Source organism: Micromonospora sp. CP22 (assembly GCF_009712475.1).
GTDB lineage: Bacteria > Actinomycetota > Actinomycetes > Mycobacteriales > Micromonosporaceae > Micromonospora.
The window spans coordinates 455,927-474,490 of record NZ_VCJO01000004.1 but is presented as its reverse complement, the minus strand read 5'-3'; the positions used below and the strand labels follow the sequence as shown (position 1 = coordinate 474,490).

The 18,564-nt window shown below is 72.1% G+C and carries 18 protein-coding genes; 14 read left to right on the top strand and 4 right to left on the bottom strand.

Features of this window, described 5'->3' with window-relative positions; genetic code table 11:
- Positions 1 to 75 precede the first annotated feature (75 nt).
- The 4 genes from FF096_RS10675 (at position 76) to FF096_RS10660 (ending at position 4,940) form a co-directional block, all read left to right on the top strand.
- A complete protein-coding gene (locus tag FF096_RS10675) occupies positions 76 to 1,194 on the top strand; it encodes a Vms1/Ankzf1 family peptidyl-tRNA hydrolase (protein ID WP_155216783.1) in 1,119 nt (372 codons plus the stop codon).
- On the top strand, positions 1,187 to 2,341 hold the full coding sequence (locus FF096_RS27265) for a thiamine pyrophosphate-binding protein (protein WP_155216781.1): 1,155 nt from the start codon (positions 1,187 to 1,189) through the stop codon (positions 2,339 to 2,341). Before FF096_RS10675 ends, FF096_RS27265 begins: the two co-directional genes overlap by 8 nt.
- Positions 2,342 to 2,475: 134 nt before the next feature.
- The gene (locus FF096_RS10665) at positions 2,476 to 3,846 is read left to right on the top strand and encodes a hypothetical protein (protein WP_155216779.1); all 1,371 of its coding nucleotides are present in this window, start codon (positions 2,476 to 2,478) and stop codon (positions 3,844 to 3,846) included.
- A gap of 218 nt (positions 3,847 to 4,064) precedes the next feature.
- Positions 4,065 to 4,940 (top strand): SigB/SigF/SigG family RNA polymerase sigma factor, encoded by an 876-nt coding sequence (locus tag FF096_RS10660; protein ID WP_155216777.1) that lies wholly within the window; start codon positions 4,065 to 4,067, stop codon positions 4,938 to 4,940.
- Between the two features lie 52 nt (positions 4,941 to 4,992).
- Here FF096_RS10660 and ctaD read toward each other — a convergent pair whose 3' ends face one another.
- The 3 genes from ctaD to FF096_RS10645 form a co-directional block, all read right to left on the bottom strand.
- The gene (gene ctaD / locus FF096_RS10655; RefSeq protein ID WP_155216775.1) at positions 4,993 to 6,993 is read right to left on the bottom strand and encodes a cytochrome c oxidase subunit I; all 2,001 of its coding nucleotides are present in this window, start codon (positions 6,991 to 6,993) and stop codon (positions 4,993 to 4,995) included.
- An 87-nt stretch (positions 6,994 to 7,080) separates the two neighbouring features.
- Positions 7,081 to 7,806: an ATP-binding protein gene (locus FF096_RS10650; protein WP_155216773.1), complete on the bottom strand. Its 726-nt coding sequence runs from the start codon at positions 7,804 to 7,806 to the stop codon at positions 7,081 to 7,083.
- An 87-nt stretch (positions 7,807 to 7,893) separates the two neighbouring features.
- Positions 7,894 to 8,877 carry a glucosyl-3-phosphoglycerate synthase gene (locus FF096_RS10645; protein ID WP_309223058.1) on the bottom strand — a complete coding sequence of 328 codons (984 nt, stop codon included), beginning with the start codon at positions 8,875 to 8,877 and terminating at the stop codon, positions 7,894 to 7,896.
- Between the two features lie 241 nt (positions 8,878 to 9,118).
- Between FF096_RS10645 and secA2 the strand changes: the two genes are divergently transcribed.
- The 3 genes from secA2 (at position 9,119) to FF096_RS10630 (ending at position 12,922) form a co-directional block, all read left to right on the top strand.
- A complete protein-coding gene (secA2, locus tag FF096_RS10640; protein ID WP_155216771.1) occupies positions 9,119 to 11,410 on the top strand; it encodes an accessory Sec system translocase SecA2 in 2,292 nt (763 codons plus the stop codon).
- A 190-nt stretch (positions 11,411 to 11,600) separates the two neighbouring features.
- The gene (locus FF096_RS10635) at positions 11,601 to 12,341 is read left to right on the top strand and encodes a GAF and ANTAR domain-containing protein (protein ID WP_309223047.1); all 741 of its coding nucleotides are present in this window, start codon (positions 11,601 to 11,603) and stop codon (positions 12,339 to 12,341) included.
- Between the two features lie 80 nt (positions 12,342 to 12,421).
- Complete coding sequence (locus tag FF096_RS10630) at positions 12,422 to 12,922, top strand: DUF2231 domain-containing protein (protein WP_155216767.1); 501 nt, start codon at positions 12,422 to 12,424, stop codon at positions 12,920 to 12,922.
- Here the strand turns inward: FF096_RS10630 and FF096_RS10625 are convergent.
- Positions 12,919 to 13,308 carry an ankyrin repeat domain-containing protein gene (locus FF096_RS10625; protein WP_309223046.1) on the bottom strand — a complete coding sequence of 130 codons (390 nt, stop codon included), beginning with the start codon at positions 13,306 to 13,308 and terminating at the stop codon, positions 12,919 to 12,921. The two genes, FF096_RS10630 and FF096_RS10625, sit on opposite strands and share 4 nt — an antisense overlap.
- 189 nt (positions 13,309 to 13,497) lie before the next feature.
- Between FF096_RS10625 and FF096_RS10620 the strand changes: the two genes are divergently transcribed.
- The 7 genes from FF096_RS10620 to FF096_RS10590 all read left to right on the top strand — a co-directional run bounded on the left by FF096_RS10620 (position 13,498) and on the right by FF096_RS10590 (position 18,232).
- Positions 13,498 to 13,959, top strand: a complete 462-nt coding sequence (locus tag FF096_RS10620) for a cysteine dioxygenase family protein (protein WP_155216765.1) — start codon at positions 13,498 to 13,500, stop codon at positions 13,957 to 13,959.
- A gap of 62 nt (positions 13,960 to 14,021) precedes the next feature.
- Positions 14,022 to 14,516 (top strand): rhodanese-like domain-containing protein, encoded by a 495-nt coding sequence (locus FF096_RS10615; RefSeq protein ID WP_155216763.1) that lies wholly within the window; start codon positions 14,022 to 14,024, stop codon positions 14,514 to 14,516.
- A 45-nt stretch (positions 14,517 to 14,561) separates the two neighbouring features.
- Positions 14,562 to 15,083 carry a winged helix-turn-helix domain-containing protein gene (locus FF096_RS27165; protein WP_309223045.1) on the top strand — a complete coding sequence of 174 codons (522 nt, stop codon included), beginning with the start codon at positions 14,562 to 14,564 and terminating at the stop codon, positions 15,081 to 15,083.
- Between the two features lie 384 nt (positions 15,084 to 15,467).
- Positions 15,468 to 16,079, top strand: a complete 612-nt coding sequence (locus tag FF096_RS10605) for a winged helix-turn-helix domain-containing protein (RefSeq protein WP_155216761.1) — start codon at positions 15,468 to 15,470, stop codon at positions 16,077 to 16,079.
- A gap of 86 nt (positions 16,080 to 16,165) precedes the next feature.
- Positions 16,166 to 16,807 (top strand): uridine kinase, encoded by a 642-nt coding sequence (locus FF096_RS10600; protein WP_155216759.1) that lies wholly within the window; start codon positions 16,166 to 16,168, stop codon positions 16,805 to 16,807.
- A gap of 123 nt (positions 16,808 to 16,930) precedes the next feature.
- Positions 16,931 to 17,329, top strand: a complete 399-nt coding sequence (locus FF096_RS10595; protein ID WP_155216757.1) for a TraR/DksA C4-type zinc finger protein — start codon at positions 16,931 to 16,933, stop codon at positions 17,327 to 17,329.
- 474 nt (positions 17,330 to 17,803) lie between these two features.
- A complete protein-coding gene (locus tag FF096_RS10590; protein WP_155216755.1) occupies positions 17,804 to 18,232 on the top strand; it encodes a DUF2267 domain-containing protein in 429 nt (142 codons plus the stop codon).
- Positions 18,233 to 18,564 lie beyond the last annotated feature (332 nt).

The window sequence follows — 18,564 nt, the reverse complement described above, 5'->3', positions numbered from 1 at the left end:
GGTCACGCGATTGCCGGCAGGTGACAAGCCCGACGGGGCGGGTAAGCGGTGGGCCGAGCTGGAAAGGGGTCGAGCATGCAGCTGTCCTTCCTGCGCCCGCTGTACCAGCGTCCAGGCCCGTGGTGCTCGGTCTACCTGGACGCCTCACTGGACACCGAGGACGCGCACGCGGCGCTCGATCTGCGCTGGCGCGGTCTGCAACGGCAACTGGCCGAGCACGGGGCGGACGAGCCGACGCTCGCCGCCATCGACCGGGTCGTCCGAGGGCACGACCCGATGCCCGGCGACTACGGGCTCGCCGTGTTCGGCACCCACGGGCAGGTGGTGCTCTCCGAGTACCTGTCCGCCCCGCCGCGTCGGGACCTGGCCTCCTACGATCCGCTGCCGCACGTGATGCCGCTGCTGGCCCAACGGGGTGAGCAGGTCGCGTGGGTGCGGGTGCTGGCCGACCGCACCGGCGCCGACGCGATGTCGGTCAGCGCCGGTGGGGTGCCGCGCCGGGCGCACGTGACCGGTCGGGAGAGCTACCCGCTGCGTCGGGTCCAGCCCGGTGGCTGGTCCCAGTCGCGCTACCAGCGGGCCGCGATGGAGGCGTGGCATCACAACGCCGGTGACGTCACCGCCGCGACCGTCGAGCTGGCCGAGCGGGTCGGCGCCGAGGTGGTGGTGGTGGCCGGTGACGTCCGCGCCACCGGCATGATCGCCGCCCAGATGCCGGACCGCTGGCAGGACATGGTGGTACGCACCGACGCCGGCTCGCGGGCCGGTGGAGCCGACCAGACGCTGCTGGACGACCTGACCGTGCAGACCATCGCCGAGGTGGCCGACCAGCGGGTGCACGCGGCCCTGGACCGCTTCGGCACGCAGGAGGACGTCGGCATGGGCCTCGACGCCGTGGTGGCCGCGTTGCAGCGCAACCAGGTCGACACCATGCTCATCGTCGACGACCCGTCGGCCGACGGTGAACTCTGGATCGGCCCGGCGGCCACCGACATCGCCACCGATCCGGGTCAACTGCCCACGGTCGCCGAACCGGAGCGGGTCCGGACCGACGCGGCGCTGGTGCGTGCCCTGGTGGGCACCGACGCCGAGTTGACCGTGCTCGGTCCGGACGAGGCGCCGCAACTGGTGGACGGGGTGGGCGCGGTGCTGCGCTACGTCGACCCGGTCACCCCGGGCCGGGGCGGTGCCTGAGCCGAGCATCGCCGACGCGGTCGTCAGCGGGCTGTCGGCCGGGCGGATTCCCCGGGTCTTCGGTCATCCGCAGGCGCCGGTCACGGCACTTGTCGACGCGCTCGACGCCACCGGTGGCGACCCGGAGTTCGTCCCGGCCCGCACTCCGGAGAGTGCCGCGCTGATGGCGGCCGGACACGCCCGCCGCACCGGTGACCCGGGTGTCTGCCTGGCGGCCGGCGGCACGTGCGCCGGTGGACTGCTCGCCGGGCTCGACGCCGCCCGCCGTGCCCACCTGCCGGTGCTCGCGGTCGTCGCCGAGCCGGGTCCGGTCCCGGGTGGCGAGGTGGGTGTCACCACCCGACTGCTCGCCGAGGTGTGCCACGACGTCCGGTTCGCCACCGACCCGGTGCGCGTGCCCCAGGCGATGGACGAGGCGCTGCGTGCCGCCTCGCGCGGTGGCGGCCCGGTGGGCCTGGTGCTGCCGTACCGGCCGGCGGACGGCCGGGCCCGGGTCGGGTCCCCGGGGTTCGCGGCGCGGCTGGTGCTCGACGAGCTGTCCACCCGGTTGCCGCCGACCGCGACGGTGGTCGTCGACGGCACCCTGCGCCTCGCGCACCCCCCGGGGGCACCCGGTGAGGTCGCCGTCGTGGGTCCGGCCGGGCTGCCCGGTGGCGCGTTGCCGTACGCCGTCGCCGTGAAGCTGGCCGCCCCCGACCGGCCGGTGGTCGCCCTGGTCGCCGACGACGGGATGCGCGCGCAGGGCCTGGCGGAGCTGGTCACCGTCGCCCGGCGGCGACCGGCGTGGCCGGACCCGCGCCTGGTGGTGCTGGTCTGCAACAGCCGCTCCGGTCATCCCCGGCACCTGGATCCGGCCCGGTCGGTCACCGACGACGTCCCCTACGCCGGCTGGGCCCGGCTACTCGGCCTGCACGGGGTACGCGTCGACCGGCCGGAGTTGGTCGGCGCGGCCTGGGACGAGGCGCTGAACGCCGACCGGCCGTCCGTGCTGGAGGTGCTGACGGACGCGTTGAGCCACCGCTCCGGCGGCACCATCTGCGACCTTGCTGCCTCGCCGCCGCCGGAGCCATCCCCGATGGTGCTGACCGGTGGTGGGCCGACGATGGCGGGCTGGCCGTTCTTGTCGGGAACGGACAAGATCCCCTGATTGATGCCGTCAGGTGGGCAGATGCCCTGTTTAACCCGCATCGTGGCGGGAAGCCGGGCCGCGTGGTGAGCGATCGAGGCAAGGTGGAGCCGGGGCGCAAGGTGCGCCCGGGACTGACGGCGGCGGGGGCCGGCATGGCCGGCGACCGTGTCGTGGCCGCCGACAGCACCGCCCGCACCCTGGTCGCGGCCACCGCCCGCGCCCTGCGTGGCAGCGACTGCGCCGACCTCGGACACGCCGGGCCGGTGTCCCGGTTCGCCGGCACGCCCGACCCGGTGCGGCGGGCCGCGGCGATCCGCTCCGCCGGCCGGATCGCGCTCACCGCGGGGCAGGCGGCCGAGGTCGACGCCGGCCGGGTCGCCCGCTGGTTCGTCGACCAGTACCCGCGTCGCCGGTATCCCGGGGTGCTGCTGGGCTCCCCGCACGGCGGTGTCGCACACCTGGCGGTGGCGCTGGGCATGCCCTGGCTGCCCGCCGGGTTCGAGATGGTGGCGCACTGGCCGCAGGGCGCGGTGGACCAACCCCGGGCCGCCCTGGACCACGGTGCGGCGCTCGCCGGGCGACTGCTGGCCGGCAACCCCGACCTGCACCTGAGGCAGGTGCACTGCCCGGCCAGCCGGGGCGCGCTGGCCGGGGCGACGGTGGCGTTGACCGGTCGCTGGCAGGCGCTGCCGACGGCGTACCGCAGCTTCCTGGCCGACCGGCTGACCCCCGGCGCGCCGGTGCTGATGCTGCGGGACACCCGGACCTGGCCGGTGGTCGACGCGGCCGACGGCCACAGCTTCCAGCTCGGCTGCCCGGCCAGCGGCCTGACCCCGGTGGACTTCCACCCCGACAGCCACGCGCTGCGGCAGGTGCTGCGCTCGGCCGGCGGCGACAGCACCCGATGGGACCCGCCGGAGATCTCCGCGCCGCCGGCCATCGCCGAACACGGCGTGGAGTCCGGTTTCGACCAGGGCGTACGGGACTGGACCTCGCGGCACGGCCACCCGTTGCACCGCATCCTGGTACCCGCCCCGGAGGCGCTCAGCGCGGCCATCGCCGACCTGTACCGGCGCTGGCTGCGCGCGGCCGGCAAGACCGGTGACCGCCTGGTGGTCGAGTGCGGTCGGCTGCTCGACCCGTGGCAGGTGCTCCGGGCCGGGCTGGTGCCCTACTGGTGCGAGAACGCCACCCGGCGCAGCGTCGAGCAGGTGGAGTGGTGGCTGGCCGGCAGCGAGTCGTTCACCTCGGTCGACGTGCTGCCGGAGCCGCCGGGCGTACGCTCACCGGCGCTGGCGGGTCTGCCGCAGTGGCTGGCGGTGGCCGGGTTCGGGCGGCGGCGACGGGCCCTGGACCGCGCCTCGGCGCGCGGCTACCCGGTCACCTCGGTACCCACCCGACGGGCCACCGAGGTGCTCCGCGCCCAGCCGTACGACCTGCCCAACCCGGCCCCGCTCGGGACCGCCGAGGCGCTCGCCGCACTGCGCGACAGCGGTCGGCACCACGGCCTGCTGATCTGTTGAGACCCAGCTGGCGAAACATCCTCGCGAACCCGTGATCCCGTGATTGAGTACCTACGGAGCGGGAACACCGCCGGCTGCGACGGGCTGATCACCTAGCGCGGCGTGGCGCCGTCACCCGCTGGCATCCCAGTACGTAACCCACTCACAGGCCCGTGCGTGCCCACGCGCGTGCCCGGTGTCGGTGAATCCGGGCGGGGTCCTTCCCGAGGGAGGCGCGGATGTTCGGACAGACCACCACAACCACACCACCACCCACCGATCGGGGGCTGGAGGATCTCGACGCGGCGGCGCTGGCGTACGCGGCGCGCATCGAGGGCCTGCCGCCGGAGCGTCGCCAGGAGGCACGCGACGACCTGGTCCGGTTCGCGTTGCCGTTCGCGGGCCGGTTGGCCCGCCGTTACCGGGGGCGCGGGGAACCGCTGGAGGATCTGGAACAGGTGGCCCGTCTGGGGCTGGTCAACGCGGTCGACCGGTACGACCCGGAACGCGGCTCGTTCACCGCGTACGCGGCGATCACCATCGTGGGTGAGATCAAGCGGCATTTCCGGGATCGCACCTGGGGTGTGCACGTGCCCCGTCGACTGCGTGACCTGATCCTCGAGGTGGGGCAGGCGACGGCGGCGCTGACCAGCGAGCTGTCCCGGGCGCCGACCGTGGCCGAGCTGTCGAAGCGGCTGGAGACGCCGGAGGCGGAGATCCTCGCCGCGTTGGAGTCGGCCGCCGGCTACAGCCCGGCATCGCTCAACGCGCCCGTCGGCGGGGAGAGTTCGGCGGAGTTCGGCGACCTCGTCGGCGAGTCGGACTTCGCGTTGGAGTCCGTCGACGACCGGGTGACCGTCAGTGGCCTGCTGCACCGGCTGCCCTGGCGGGAGCGGCGGATCCTGGCCATGCGGTTCTACGGCAACCAGACCCAGGCCGAGATCGCCGCCCGGTTCGGTATCTCCCAGATGCATGTGTCGCGGTTGCTGTCCCGGGCGCTGACCTGGCTGCGCCAGGCGATGCTCGCCGACGCGCCGCCACCCTGGCAGAACGGTCCCGCCGAGTCCGAGGCGGTCAACCCGTCGCGCGCCACGGCCCCGGTGCGGGGTCGTTGAGCGGATCGCCGGGGCGGTACCGACAGGTGCCGCCCCGACGCGTGTCCGTCGGTCAGTTCTCCGGCGTGTCCCCGGGGCCACGCGGATGCCGCCACCGGTCGGAGGACTCCTCGCGCTGCGCGTCCAGCGGGTTTCCCTCCGGCTCGTCGGTCCCCTCGAAGCTGGGCCGGCGTACCTCCTCGGGTTCCGGCACCTCCACCGGCCGGGCGCCGGACTGCGGTGCCGGTTGGTACGCGACCGCCTCCCGCGCGCCGTGCGCGCCCTCGGCGCTCGGTGACTCCGGCACGTGCGTCTCCCGGTGGATCTCGTCGCGGAAGTCCTGCGGCGGCCGGGTGGTCCGCTGTGGCAGGTCGCGGCCCAGGTCGGAGACGAGTTCGCCGTACTTGGCGTCGAACGCGGGACGCTCCGAGCGGATCCGGGGCATCCGGTCGAAGTTGCGCAGCGGCGGCGGGCAGGTGGTGGCCCACTCCAGGGAGTTGCCGAAGCCCCAGGGGTCGTCCACCGTCACCTCGGCGCCGTAGCGCCAGGACTTCCAGGCGTTGTAGATGAAGAACAGGGTGGACGCCCCCAGCACGAAGGAGAAGATGCTGGAGACCGTGTTCATCGTGGTGAACCCGTCGGTCGGCAGATAGTCGGCGTACCGCCGGGGGAAACCCTTGCTGCCCAGCCAGTGGTGCACCAGAAAGGTGCCGTGGAAGCCGATGAACATGCTCCAGAAGTGCAGCTTGCCGAGCCGTTCGTCGAGCAGCCGCCCGGTCATCTTCGGCCACCAGAAGTAGAAGCCGGCGAAGAGCGCGAAGACCACCGTGCCGAAGACCACGTAGTGGAAGTGGGCCACCACGAAGTAACTGTCGTGGGTGTGCCAGTCGGCCGGGGGACTGGCCAGTAGCACCCCGGTGAGCCCACCGAGCAGGAAGGTCACCAGGAAACCGATGGAGAACAGCATCGGCGTCTCGAAGGTGAGCTGGCCCTTCCACATGCTGCCGATCCAGTTGAAGAACTTCACGCCGGTCGGCACCGCGATCAGGTAGCTGAGGATGCTGAAGAACGGCAGCAGCACCTGGCCGGTGGTGAACATGTGGTGCGCCCACACCGTCATCGACAGCACGGTGATGGTGACGGTGGCCAGCACCAGACCGGTGTAGCCGAAGATCGGTTTGCGGGAGAAGACCGGAATGACCTCGGTGATGATGCCGAAGAACGGCAGCGCGATGATGTAGACCTCGGGGTGGCCGAAGAACCAGAACAGGTGTTGCCAGAGCATCGGCCCGCCGGTGTCGGGGTTGAACACCTGCGCGTCGAGCAGCCGGTCGGCGCTCAACGCCAGCAGCGCGGCGGCCAGCAGCGGGAAGACCAGGATCACCAGCACGCTGGTGAAGAGCATGTTCCAGGTGAAGATCGGCATCCGGAACATGGTCATGCCCGGCGCGCGCAGGGTCAGGATCGTGGTGATCAGGTTGACCGCGCCGAGGATGGTGCCCAGACCGGAGACCACCAGCCCGATCACCCACAGGTTCGCGCCCACGCCGGGGGAGTGCTCGCTGGTGCTCAGCGGGGTGTACGCGGTCCAGCCGAAGTCGGCCGAGCCGCCCGGGGTCAGGAACCCGCTGACCACCATCAGCCCGCCGAACAGGTAGAGCCAGTAGGCGAGCGCGTTGAGCCGGGGGAACGACACGTCCGGCGCGCCGATCTGGATCGGCACGATGTAGTTGGCGAAGCCGAACGCCGCCGGAGTGGCGAACAGCAGCAGCATCACCGCGCCGTGCGAGGTGAACAGCTGGTTGTACTGCTCGGCGGCGAGGAACTGCAGACCCGGCCGGGCCAACTCGGCCCGGATCAGCATGGCCTCGATCCCGGCGAGCAGGAAGAAGCCGAACGAGGTCAGCAGGTAGAGCAGACCGATCTGCTTGTGGTCCGTGGTCGCCAGGAACCTGACCAGCTTGCCGCCCGGCAGCGGCCGGCGCAGCGGTCCGGGATAACCGCCGAACCGGGCCGGCGCGAGAATGGCCGGCCCCCGGTCCTGTCCGGGTTCGGTGGATACCCGCTTGGGCATGAGCGCTCACCCCGCTGACGACGGATAGGGACAGGCGTGGCTACCCACCCCGTCGACCATGTAACCAGGCGAGAGGGCTAATTTCGGTCAATTCGCCGGTAGTGTGGCCCAGACGGCCTTTCCGTCGCCGGCCGGGGCGCTGCCCCAGCGGTCGGCTAGCTCGCGTACCAGCAGCAGCCCTCGGCCACCCTCGTCGCGCTGCCCGGCCTTGCTCGGCCGGACCACGGCGCTGCTGCTGTCGACCACGGCCAGGTGCAGCCAGGGTCGGTGCAGGGTCACCGTCACCTGCATCGGGGTGCCGGCGTGCCGGACCACGTTGCCGACCAGTTCACTGAGCACCACCGAGGCCGGGCCGACCGCCTCGGGCAGGTTCCACCGGGCACACGCGTCGGTCACCAGCTCCCGGGCCCGCCGGCAGGCCGTCGCCACCGGATCCAGGCGCAGCCGCAGACGGGTCACGGCGGAGGCGTCGGCCACCCGGCTCGCCTCGTCGCAGCTGTCCCGCACCGCCAGCACCCGGCAGGCCGTCGAGTCGGCCAGCAGCGCGGCGGCGTCCGGGTGCGGCGCGCAGAGCACCAGCGGCACGACCGGCCATCCTGCGGCGCGGCGCGCGACGGCCGCGAAGACGGACACCGCCAGGTGGTCCCGCACGGCGAGCCCGGTCAGGTCGACCACCAACGCGTCCGGCTGCCGGTCCAGGCACTCCTCCAGGAACGCGTACGCCTGGCGCATCGAGGTGATGTCGAGGGTGCCGGTGAGGCGCACGACGGCGGGTGCTCCGTCGTGTACCTGGCAGGTGATCCGGCTCGCCATCTCCGCCCTCGTCTCGGCGCTGTCCGCAGAGCCAGGCAGGTACCCGGCGGTTGACCGGGCGAAACGCCGCGACCGGGGCGGCCTGCGTCACGCCGCGGCGACCCGACGGCGTGGCAGTTGGTGCCGCAGCTGCGCCAGTGGGGGCCGTTCCTCCACAGCGACGTCGCTGACCACGATCTCCCGGTCCAGGTTCGGCAGCGCCTCGGAACCGCCCCGACGGAACTGGGTGAGCAGGGCGGTGGGCAGCATGTCCGGGTTCGCCCAGCCTCGGCGCTGCAACCGGGACCAGGCGGTGAGCATGATCTGGGCGGCCATCCGGCCCAGCGCGGCGGTGTCCTGGTGCCGGTGCTTGCGCTCGCCGAGATCCACCTGGGCCAGCGCGTCCAACCCGACGAGTTCGAGCAGGTCGATCAGCATGGCGGTCTCGACGCCGTAGCCGGAGACGAACGGCACCCGCGCCAGCACCTCCCGGCGGCCGGCGTACTCACCGGCGAGCGGCTGGACGAACCCGGCCAGTTCCGGCCAGAACAGGTTCAGCATCGGCCGGGCCATCAGCTCCGTGACCCGGCCACCGCCGTCGGCCTCCACGCCGCCGGTGCTCACCAGGGGCCGGTGGTAGAAGCCCTTGACGAAATCGACCGACGGGTCGGTCAGCAGCGGGCCGAGCAGCCCGGTGACGAAGTGCGGTCGGAACTCGCGCAGGTCGGCGTCGACGAAGGCCACCACGTCGCCCTCCGCCGCCGCCAGACCCGCCCAGAGCGCGTCGCCCTTGCCGGTCAGCTGGGGCAACCCCCGGGTCATCACGTCCTGGCTGACGACCTCGGCACCGGCGGCCCGGGCCACCGCCGCGGTGCGGTCGGTGGACCGCGAGTCGACCACGATCAACTCGTCGACCAGGGACACCCGGTCCATCAGGTGTTCGCGGATGGTGGCCACGATCGCTCCGACGGTGGCCTCCTCGTTGCGCGCCGGCAGCACCACGCTGACCCGGCTGTCTCCCTTGGCCCGCAGCAGGCGTCGGGTCGGCCAGTCGGCCGCCGAGGTGGTTCGGTAGGTGGCCCAGGCCTCCACCACCGGCGAGACCAGAGATTCGTCGTTGCGCACAGGCACCCCCTCGTCTGCGGGAAGACCGGGAGTCGACTTTCCCAGCACCCCGCACGCTAACCGGATCGCTCTCCAGCTTGATCAGCACCGTGCGCCGTCCCCGTTCCCGTCCGATGAACCTTTGATTGCGTTCGATCGACCTCCCGCGATGTCGGAACGGGGCGGGTGGGACGTTCAAGATCGCCCCGGTCGCGTACCGTTGCGGCTCATGGGTGTGTCGCAACGCTTGAAGACCAGGTTCCGCCGGTTCCTCCAACGCCCGGGGACGACGGTCGATCTGGCCCCGCTGGAGAAGCTGCTGCCGGTCATCGAGGCCCGCGAGGAGGAGATCTCGGCGTTCGACGACGCCGAACTCACCGAGGCGGCGGCCACGGCGACGAGCTACGAGGAGATCTGCGCGCTCGGCCGCGAGGCCGCCCGTCGAGGCATCGACCAGCGTCCGTACGACGTCCAGCTGTTGGGTGCCATGTCGCTGCTGTCCGGCAAGGTCGCCGAGATGGCCACCGGTGAGGGCAAGACGCTCACCGCCGCGATCGCCGCGTACGGGCACGTCCGGCTCGGCAACGGGCCGGTGCACGTGCTGACCGTGAACGACTACCTGGCTCGCCGCGACGCCCAGTGGATGGAGCCGATCTACACCCTGCTCGGGCTCACCGTCGGCTGGGTCAACGAGGCGTCCACCCCGGTCGAGCGGCGTGCCGCGTACGCCTGCGACGTCACCTACGTCTCGGTCAGCGAGGCCGGTTTCGACTTCCTCCGCGATCAGCTCGTCACCGACATCGAGGACCGGGTGCAGCGCCCGCTGCGTACGGCGATCGTCGACGAGGCCGACTCCATCCTCATCGACGAGGCCCGGGTGCCGATGGTCCTGGCCGGCTCGGTCCCCGGCGAGCAGGACCCGGTGCACACCGCCGCCGCGCTCGTCCGTGGCCTGCGCAAGGGCCGGCACTACACGGTGGCCGAGGACGGCCGCAGTGTCGCCTTCACCTCCGCCGGCCTGGCCGCCGTGGAGGCCAAGCTCGGCATCGACCTGTACGACGAGGAGAACGTCGAGCAGCTCTCGGCGGTCAACGTGGCGTTGCACGCGCACGCCCTGCTGCACCGGGACGTGGACTACATCGTCCGGGACGGCACCGTCGAACTGATCGACGAGATGCGGGGGCGGGTCGCCCAGCGGCGCCGCTGGCCCGACGGGCTCCAGGCGGCCGTGGAGGCCAAGGAGGGGCTCGACGCCACCGCCGAGGGCGAGGTGCTCGGCACCATCGCCGTGCAGGCGTACGTCGGGCTCTACCCGATCGTCTGCGGCATGACCGCCACCGCGGTGCTCGTCGGCGACCAGCTGCGGGAGTTCTTCGGCCTGGAGGTCGCGGTGATCCCGCCGAACACCCCGTGCGTGCGGGTCGACGAGCCGGACCGCATCTACGCCACCCGGGCGGAGAAGGAGGAGGCGCTGATCGACGAGATCCAGCGCTGCCACAGCGTCGGGCGTCCGGTGCTGGTCGGCACGCTGGACGTCAAGGAGTCCGAGCAGCTGGCCGCTGGGCTCAACGCCGCCGGGGTGCCGTGCGTGGTGCTAAACGCCAAGAACGACGACGAGGAAGCGGCGATCATCGCCGAGGCCGGCGCGTTCGGCGCGGTCACCGTCTCCACCCAGATGGCGGGCCGGGGCGTGGACATCCGCCTCGGCGGCAGCGACCAGTCCGACCGGGATCGGGTGGCCGAACTGGGCGGTCTCTACGTGATCGGCAGCGGTCGACACGACAGCCGTCGCGTCGACGACCAGCTGCGCGGCCGGGCCGGTCGTCAGGGTGATCCGGGTGGGTCGGTCTTCTTCGTCAGCCTGGAGGACGACCTCGTCGTCCGGCACGCCGGTGACTCGGTGCCGCCGTCGCCCCGGATGAACGCCGATGGTCTGGTCACCGATCCGCAGGTGGACTACGCGGTCGAGCACGCCCAGCGGGTCGCGGAAGGGGTCAACCACGAGATCCACCGCAACACCTGGCGCTACAGCGTGGTGATCGAACAGCAGCGCAAGGCCCTCGCCGAGCGGCGGGAGCGGCTGCTCACCAGCGACGTCGCGGCGCTGATGCTGCTGGACAAGATGCCGGAGAAGGCCGCCGAGATGGACGAGGACCTGCTGGCCCGGGTGGCCCGGTCGATCGCCCTCTACCACCTCGACCGGCTCTGGGCCTCGCACCTGGCCGAGTTGTCGGAGGTCCGCGAGGGCGTGCACCTGCGGGCCCTGGGCCGGCTCGATCCGCTGGACGAGTTCCACCGGGCGGCGGTTCCGGCGTTCACCGAGCTGGTGCCGGCGATCGAGGCGCGGACGCTGGAGACCTTCGCCGAGACCGAGTTCGACGAGGACTGGGAGCCCGACTCGACGGAACTGGTCCGGCCCAGCGCCACCTGGACGTACCTGGTGCACGACAACCCGTTCGGTTCCGAGCTGGACCGGTTGATCGCCTCCGTCGGTCGCCGCCTCGGCGGGGGTTCTCGCTGAGGTCGTCCGGTCCGGTCCACCCCTCCTGGTGGCACCCGTACGCTGGGAGGGCCCCGATTTGCGCCGTTTCGGCCGTTGTTGTCGGGGGTAGTAGCGCGATCGTGATGTCGAGGACGGCTACCTGTGTGCGGGCCGAGTCGAGGAGGAGACGGGTGACGACGCTGACCGGGCGTACCGGAGCCGCGGACCGGTGAACCTGGAGACGACCGCACCGCTGGGGGAGACGCTCGGCGTGCTGGAGACGGCTGCCCTGCTCCGGGAGTTGACCGCCGGGCTGATCGCCGTCGACGACTTCGACGCGGCGCTGTCCGCGCTGGTCCGGATCACCCGGGACGCCCTCGCGGGGGTCACCTGGTGCGGGTTCACCGCCCTGCGGGCCGGTGAGCCGGCGGGCGTGGCCGCCTCCGACCCTCGGCTGGGCGGGCTGGACGACCTGCGGTACGGCCCGGACACCCCGGCGATGGACGCGATCCGTCGCCGGGAGATGGTCGGCGCGGAGGAACTGGATGCGGAACCGCGCTGGCCGGACTGGACGACCCGGGCCCGCGAACTGGGCGTACGCGGGGTGATCTCCGCGCCCGTGGACATCGACGACCAGGTCATCGGCGCGGTCAACCTGTACGCCGCAGAGTCCGACGCGCTGACCCCCGGGCACCAGTTGACCGCGATGCTGCTGGCCGAGCACGCCGGTCTGCTGCTGGCGGCCGTACGCGGCCGGGAGAAGCGGGCCGCCCTGATCGTGCAGCAGGACACCGTGCTGCTCAACGACGGCGTGATCGGCCAGGCCGTCGGCGTCATCATGACCCAGCGCGGCTGCCCGGCCGAGGAGGCCCTCGAGGTGCTGCGCAGCGCGGCGGCGTCGTTGTCCATCCCGTTGCGGGAGGTGGCGGAGCGGCTGGTCAGCACGGTCTCCCGACCCCGGGACAACTGATCGGGGCGTGTCGTTTCGCCCGGCTGGCACCCGGGTAGCACCCTGGGCTGATGGACTGAGCCGATCCCAGGGGGACCACGATGCAGAGCCGGCTGCGGGTGCAGGGGCACCCCATCCAACCGATGTTGGTGACCTTTCCGTACGGGCTCTTCGTCTGTGCCGTCATCTTCGACCTCGCCGACGTGGTCGGTGGTCCGGCCTTCCTCGGCGAGGTCGGCTACTGGACGGCGGTGGCCGCTCTGGTGGCGGCGGCGTTGACGGCGGTGGCCGGGATGGTCGACCTGTGGGACGTGCCGCCGGACCGTACCCGCCGCACGGCGATCAGCTTCAACGTCGTCAACGCGGCGATGGCCGGGTTGTTCCTGCTCTCCTGCCTGGTCCGGGCGGACGCGACGAACCGTGGCGTCACCCCGGCGCTGCTGGTCGTCGAACTGCTCGCTCTCGCCGTCGGCGGGGTGGGCGTACACCTCGGCGCGCGGCTGATGCGCCACTTCGAGGCCGGCCGTCGTGAGTCGGCGAGCGTCGACATCGTACGCGGCCTCGACGGTCCCACCGTCGAGGTGGTGCGGCCCCGCCCTTAGGGCCGCAGCAGCGCGAGCATCTCGGGCAGGTCGAAGAACTCGGCGGTGGCGACCGCGGACGGATCGCCGCCGTCGGGGTCGGCGCCGGCGTCGAGCAGCGCGCGGACCGCCTCGGCGTTCTTGCGGAACACCGCCGCGGCCAACGCTGTCTGTCCCCGGTCGTTGGCCCGACCGTGATCGGCGCCCCGTTGCAGCAGTGCGCGCACCGTCTCCGGGTGGGCGTGGTAGGCCGCCAGGATCAGCAGGGTGTCGCCCTTGTGGTTGGTCAGGTTGACCGGTAGCCCCGCGTCGACGTACCCGGCGAGTTCCGCGGTCGCGCCGTCGCGCGCCAGGTCGAACATCCGGTGCGCGAATTCCAGGGTCTCGGCGTCGAGTTCGTCGCTCACCGGTTCAGGTTAGTCGGCTCCACCGCACCGCCACCGGCCGCCAGCCGATCGGCGGGCTTGCCGACCCGCCCACGTCCGGGTGAACGATACGGCCGCGTCGTCCCAGATCGTAGGAATGCCTACTAAACCTATAGGGTTTACCTTCTAAGCTGGTCGAGACAATCCGCCGACGACCGTCGTGAGGACCACATGCCTGCCGAACCCGTCACCGAACCGGACCTGTTCGCCGTCGCCCGTCGCTGGGCCGCCGATCCCGCGAGTTGGCCGGTGCCGGTGTGCTTCGATCCCGTCAGCCGGTGGTACGCCCGGTTGGCGGCCCACGACGACCACGAGGTGTGGGCGCTGAGTTGGCTACCCGGTCAGGGCACCGACCTGCACGACCACGGCGGCTCCTCCGGTGCCTTCCTGGTGGTTTCGGGCACCCTCACCGAGGAGACCGTCAGCGGTGGCCGGTTGCGACCGCACCTGCTCGCCGCCGGCTCCGGCCGCCGGTTCGGCCCCCGACACCTGCACATGGTGACCAACAAGCACGCCGAGCCGGCGGTGAGCGTCCACGTCTACGGTCCGGCGCTGCGCCGGATGGTCCGCTACCACCTCGAGCAGGGTCGGCTGCTGGTCGCCGAGGTGGCCGAGGCCGGCGTGGCATGGTGAGACGCCGACCGGTCACCCCGCCCGCCTTCGGTACCGATGATCTTTCCTGGAAGGAATCGCCGATGTCACAGGCCGATCCCGTCGCCGGCTGTCCGGTGCCGGTGCCACCTGCGGGCTCGCGGGGGATCGACGAGATCCTCGCCGCCGCCCGCGCCCGGCTCGACCGCCTCGACCCCGAACAGGCGCATCTGGCGTACCGGACCGGTGCCCTGCTGGTCGACATCCGTCCCGCGGCGCAACGGGCCGCACACGGCACCGTGCCGGGCGTGCTGGCCATCGAGCGCAACGTCCTGGAGTGGCGGCTGGACCCCCGGTGTCCGGCCCGGCTGCCGCAGGCGGTCGGCTACGACCTGTCCGTGGTGGTCCTCTGCCAGGAGGGCTACACCTCGTCACTGGCCGCCGCCTCGCTCCAGGATCTCGGGCTGCACCGGGCAACCGACGTGGTCGGCGGATTCGCCGCCTGGCAGATAGCCGGCCTGCCGGTGCTCGGACCCACCGCGCCACCCGCAACGTCCACTCTCGCGCCCCCGGCGACCGCCGGCCGGGCGTACCACTGAACCGCCACGCCCCACCCGGCGTTGCGGTAGTCCCAGGAGGTCACCGTGTCCGTCGTCGCTCTCGGCCCGCGCCAGCACCCGCCCCGTCACACCAGCCGGACCCGGTTGGCGCGACCGCGTACCCGGCCGACCCTGACCATCACCGTCGACCTCGCGTCCGGCCAGGTGAGCCCACGCCTGAACCGGCTGTTCGAGCTCCTCGGGGAGATCGTCGAGTCGGGTGAAGCACGACTGTCCCGCTCCGACGCTCCGGCCCCCGCCGCGACCGACCCGAACCTGGTCCGGATCCTCACCGGCCCGCGTGCCGTACTCCAGGGTGACCGGACGATCCCGCTGACCCGAATCGAGTACGACCTGCTGCTGTTCCTGGCCGAGCGGCCACGACGGGTGTTCACCCGGCTGCAGCTGCTGCATTCGGTCTGGGGCTACGACCACGCGGTGGCCCGCACCGTCGATGTGCACGTCCGTCGACTCCGCGCCAAGCTGGGCGGCACCTCGCTGCTGACCACCGTCCACGGTGTCGGCTACCGCCTCGCCGACGACGCGCAGGTGATCGTCGAACGCTGAAACCCGGACGGGGCGGGCACCCGCGCGCACACTCACGCAGACCCCCGCGACGACTCGCGGGGACGCCTCGTGAGTCGGCGCGGGTGTCCCGTTCGCGTGACGGCCTTGTCATGGGAGCGCGAACAGTCGACGTCACGCCGGGTGCGCGCATCTCGCCCGGGATGTCCAAAACGGCATCGGCCACCCCCCGTATCAGGTCAACTTGGCGACTCTGCTGTAATCATCTGGCCTCGTACGCAGAGCGAGCGGACGGCTCCGATGTGTCGGTCAATTGTCACATTCATGCAACGCAGTCGCCCCTTGACCCTCGCACAGGCGCCGGGAAGCATCGATAGAGCGGCGTCCCGGGGCCGTGGGGAAAGCCCGGACCAGCCAAGGAGGACCATGTCGGTCAGCCCCGCTTCGTCGCGCGCCGGATGGCATACGTCCCAACCCGCGGTGCCCGGTCGGCCTCCCGGCGGTCAGCGTCGTCCCGCCAACACCGTCGCCCCGGTGCTCACGGTGACCCTCTCCATACCCCTGGCGTGTGAGGAGTCGCTGACGCCGGCCGCGCGTCGGCTGCTCGACGCGGCGCGGGAGATGCTGGAGCGCGGCGAAGGCACCATCACCACCGTCAGCCCGGTCGTGCCGGAGCGTCGCGGTGAGAGCGTTCCGGCGGGTCGTACGCCGTCCCGGCAGCTCGCGCCCGCCATTCCCACCCTGCACATCCTGGCCTCCTCCCGGTCGGTGCTGCGTGACGGCGAGCCGTTGCCACTGACCCGGCTGGAGTTCGACCTCCTGCTGCATCTGGTCGCGAACCCCCGCCGGGTCTTCACCCGCCTCCAGTTGCTCAACGCGGTCTGGGGGTACGAGCACGCCGGTGTCCGTACCGTCGACGTGCACGTGCGCCGGCTGCGCGGCAAGGTCGGGGTGGACGTCCCGCTGGTCACCACCGTGTACGGCGTCGGCTACCGGTTGTCCGACGACGCCCGGGTCACCCTCGACCGCGCCGGCTGACCGGTTGTCGGATCGGGCGGGTGCCGGAGCCGGCCCACCCGGCCGGGACGGGCACGGCGGTGTCGACCAACGGGCACCATGGTCGGATGCGTGTGCGTCCCATCTCGCCGCCGCTGCTGATCACCGAGTTGGCCGAGCGGCTCGCCGGTGAGGTGTCGAGCGGGCGGCTGCGGGTCGCGGTGGACGCAGCCCCGGCTGCCCGCCCCGACCAGCTGGCCGAAGCCCTGGTCGATCCACTTCGTGCCCTCGGCCACCCGGTGCTGCACGTACGCGCCGACGACTTCCTGCGCCCCGCCTCGCTGCGCCTGGAACGCGGCCGGACCAATCCGGACGCGTACTACGAGGGCTGGGTCGACGAGGCCGGACTGCGCCGGGAGGTGCTGGACCCGGCAGGGCCGGGCGGATCCGGCCGGGTGTTGCCGTCGCTCTGGGACGCCCGGACGGACCGGGCCAGCCGGGCCGCGTACGTCGATCTGCCGCCCGGCGGGGTGGTGCTGGTCAGCGGCGCGTTCCTGCTCGGCGGCGGACTGGCCTTCGACGTCGTCGTACACCTGGAGATGTCACCTGCGGCGCTGCGCCGACGCACCGACCCTGACCTGGCCTGGACCCTGCCCGCGTTCGACAGGTACGCCGCCGAGGTCGCGCCCGCCGGCTTCGCCGACGTGCTGGTCCGGGTCGACGACCCGCGTCGCCCAGCGCTCGTGGAATCCGTCGACGACCCGGTTTGAGCCCCACCCCCTTGGGGTAAACGCGGTGCTCACAGCGCCCGGGTGACGACAACCTGGGCGGTATGACCGGGTGCGGAGCGTCCCGCCCGCGCAGACCATATGGCCCAGGAAAGGCAGGCAGCGATGCTCGTCCATGACACGGTCGGCACCAGCCGGTCCCAGGCGGAGATCGACCAGATCCGGCTCTCCCTGCAGGCCCGCCACGACGAGCTGACCGAGGAGTACCAGCAGGCGGTGCAGCAGAGTCAGGTGCTGCGGCTCGTCGAGGTCGGCGACACCGCCGGCGACGACCAGGCCGACAGCGGCACCAAGACGGCCGAGCGGGATACCGCGCAGTCCCTGCTGCGGACCATTCTGGACCGTCGGGCCCAGTACGAACACGCCCTGGCCCGGCTGGCGGAGGGTACCTACGGCTTCTGCGAGGGCTGCGCCGCGCCGATCCCGGTCGAACGGCTGGAGATCTTCCCGTCGGCCACCACCTGCGTCACCTGCAAGCAGACCCGCGAGCGGCGGGCGGCCTGACCCGAGATCCTCGCCGGTCGGTCCGGGACGCGACGGACCCCACCCATCCTGGTGGGCACCGCGTCCCGGACCGACCGGAGCGCGCGTTGCCCCGACGGCTCGGCCGCGCCCCGGCCGAGCCGTCATCCACGCCCGGCCCGACGCGAACCGGCCTGACGCGAAGCGGCCGGGCGGGTTTCACCCGGGCGGGGTGAGGACCGCTCACCCGGTCGACGCCGAGCATGGTGGCAGAGGCGCGGTGCTTCTTTGATGGTCCGCGCGGAGCGGCACCACGGAGGTGGTTGACGATGACTGCTGGGCAGGTAGCGCGGCGACGAGGGAGCGCGGTGCTGCACGTCGTCGGAGCGTCCATGCAGTCTCGCCGGGCGCCGCGGATCGGATGGGCCAGTCCCATCCGGCGTCGGCGTGGCCCGGTGGGTCCGCCGCGACGTCACGACGATCGACGGTGGCAAACCGACCAGTGGGGGTGGACAGATGGCTGAGCAGTTCCAGTCCGCGATCGAGTCCTCGATGGACAAGACCAACCTGATTCTGAAAGACATCGAACAGGCGTACGGATGGTCGAAGGAGCAGCGCAACCAGTCGTACGCGGCGTTGCGTACCGTGTTGCACCTGCTGCGTGACCGGATGCCGATAGAGGAGAGCGTCGAGTTCTCCGCGCAGTTGCCGATCGTGTTGCGCGGCGTCTACTTCGACGGCTGGCAGCCGCAGAACGTCCCGATCAAGCTCAACCGGGACGACTTCCTCTACGAGGTCCGGCAGGGCTTCCCGTACGACGTGAAGGGCGGCCCGCAGCGGGTGGTCCAGGTGGTCCTGGACAGCCTGCGCCGGCACGTGACCCAGGGCCAGTGGGACGAGGTCAAGGACACCATGCCCAACGACCTCGCCCGGATCATGCCCTGACCCGGCACCTCACGACCCGCCCGCCGATGCCCGGACGGAACGGTGAACCGGTCATGCCGGACTGTTCGGGCAATTACCGTGGAACCTGGTGTGGTTAGAGAAGATCGGCAGCGGGGTACCACCCGCGGCAGGACGCACCCGACCAACGGCGGCGGGGGCGGGTCAATCCGAGGGAGCACGATGCCACTCAACGACGATGACATGCAGACCACCAGCGGCGGCGGGGCGGAGGGCCCGGCCGACGGTGGTGCCACTCCGGGTCAGCACGACGGCGGCGCTGACGGCAGTGCCGAAGGCCCGGCCGACGGTGGTGCGACCCCGGGTCAGCACGA

Coding starts and splice junctions, on each gene's coding strand:
- FF096_RS10665 (WP_155216779.1), top strand. CDS start 2,476: ATGGCCGGCGACCGTGTCGTGGCCGCCGACAGCACCGCCCGCACCCTG.
- FF096_RS10595 (WP_155216757.1), top strand. CDS start 16,931: ATGCTCGTCCATGACACGGTCGGCACCAGCCGGTCCCAGGCGGAGATC.
- FF096_RS10630 (WP_155216767.1), top strand. CDS start 12,422: ATGCAGAGCCGGCTGCGGGTGCAGGGGCACCCCATCCAACCGATGTTG.
- FF096_RS10650 (WP_155216773.1), bottom strand. CDS start 7,806: ATGGCGAGCCGGATCACCTGCCAGGTACACGACGGAGCACCCGCCGTC.
- FF096_RS10615 (WP_155216763.1), top strand. CDS start 14,022: ATGTCACAGGCCGATCCCGTCGCCGGCTGTCCGGTGCCGGTGCCACCT.
- secA2 (WP_155216771.1), top strand. CDS start 9,119: ATGGGTGTGTCGCAACGCTTGAAGACCAGGTTCCGCCGGTTCCTCCAA.
- FF096_RS10600 (WP_155216759.1), top strand. CDS start 16,166: ATGCGTGTGCGTCCCATCTCGCCGCCGCTGCTGATCACCGAGTTGGCC.
- ctaD (WP_155216775.1), bottom strand. CDS start 6,993: ATGCCCAAGCGGGTATCCACCGAACCCGGACAGGACCGGGGGCCGGCC.
- FF096_RS10620 (WP_155216765.1), top strand. CDS start 13,498: ATGCCTGCCGAACCCGTCACCGAACCGGACCTGTTCGCCGTCGCCCGT.
- FF096_RS10675 (WP_155216783.1), top strand. CDS start 76: ATGCAGCTGTCCTTCCTGCGCCCGCTGTACCAGCGTCCAGGCCCGTGG.
- FF096_RS10605 (WP_155216761.1), top strand. CDS start 15,468: ATGTCGGTCAGCCCCGCTTCGTCGCGCGCCGGATGGCATACGTCCCAA.
- FF096_RS10590 (WP_155216755.1), top strand. CDS start 17,804: ATGGCTGAGCAGTTCCAGTCCGCGATCGAGTCCTCGATGGACAAGACC.
- FF096_RS10660 (WP_155216777.1), top strand. CDS start 4,065: ATGTTCGGACAGACCACCACAACCACACCACCACCCACCGATCGGGGG.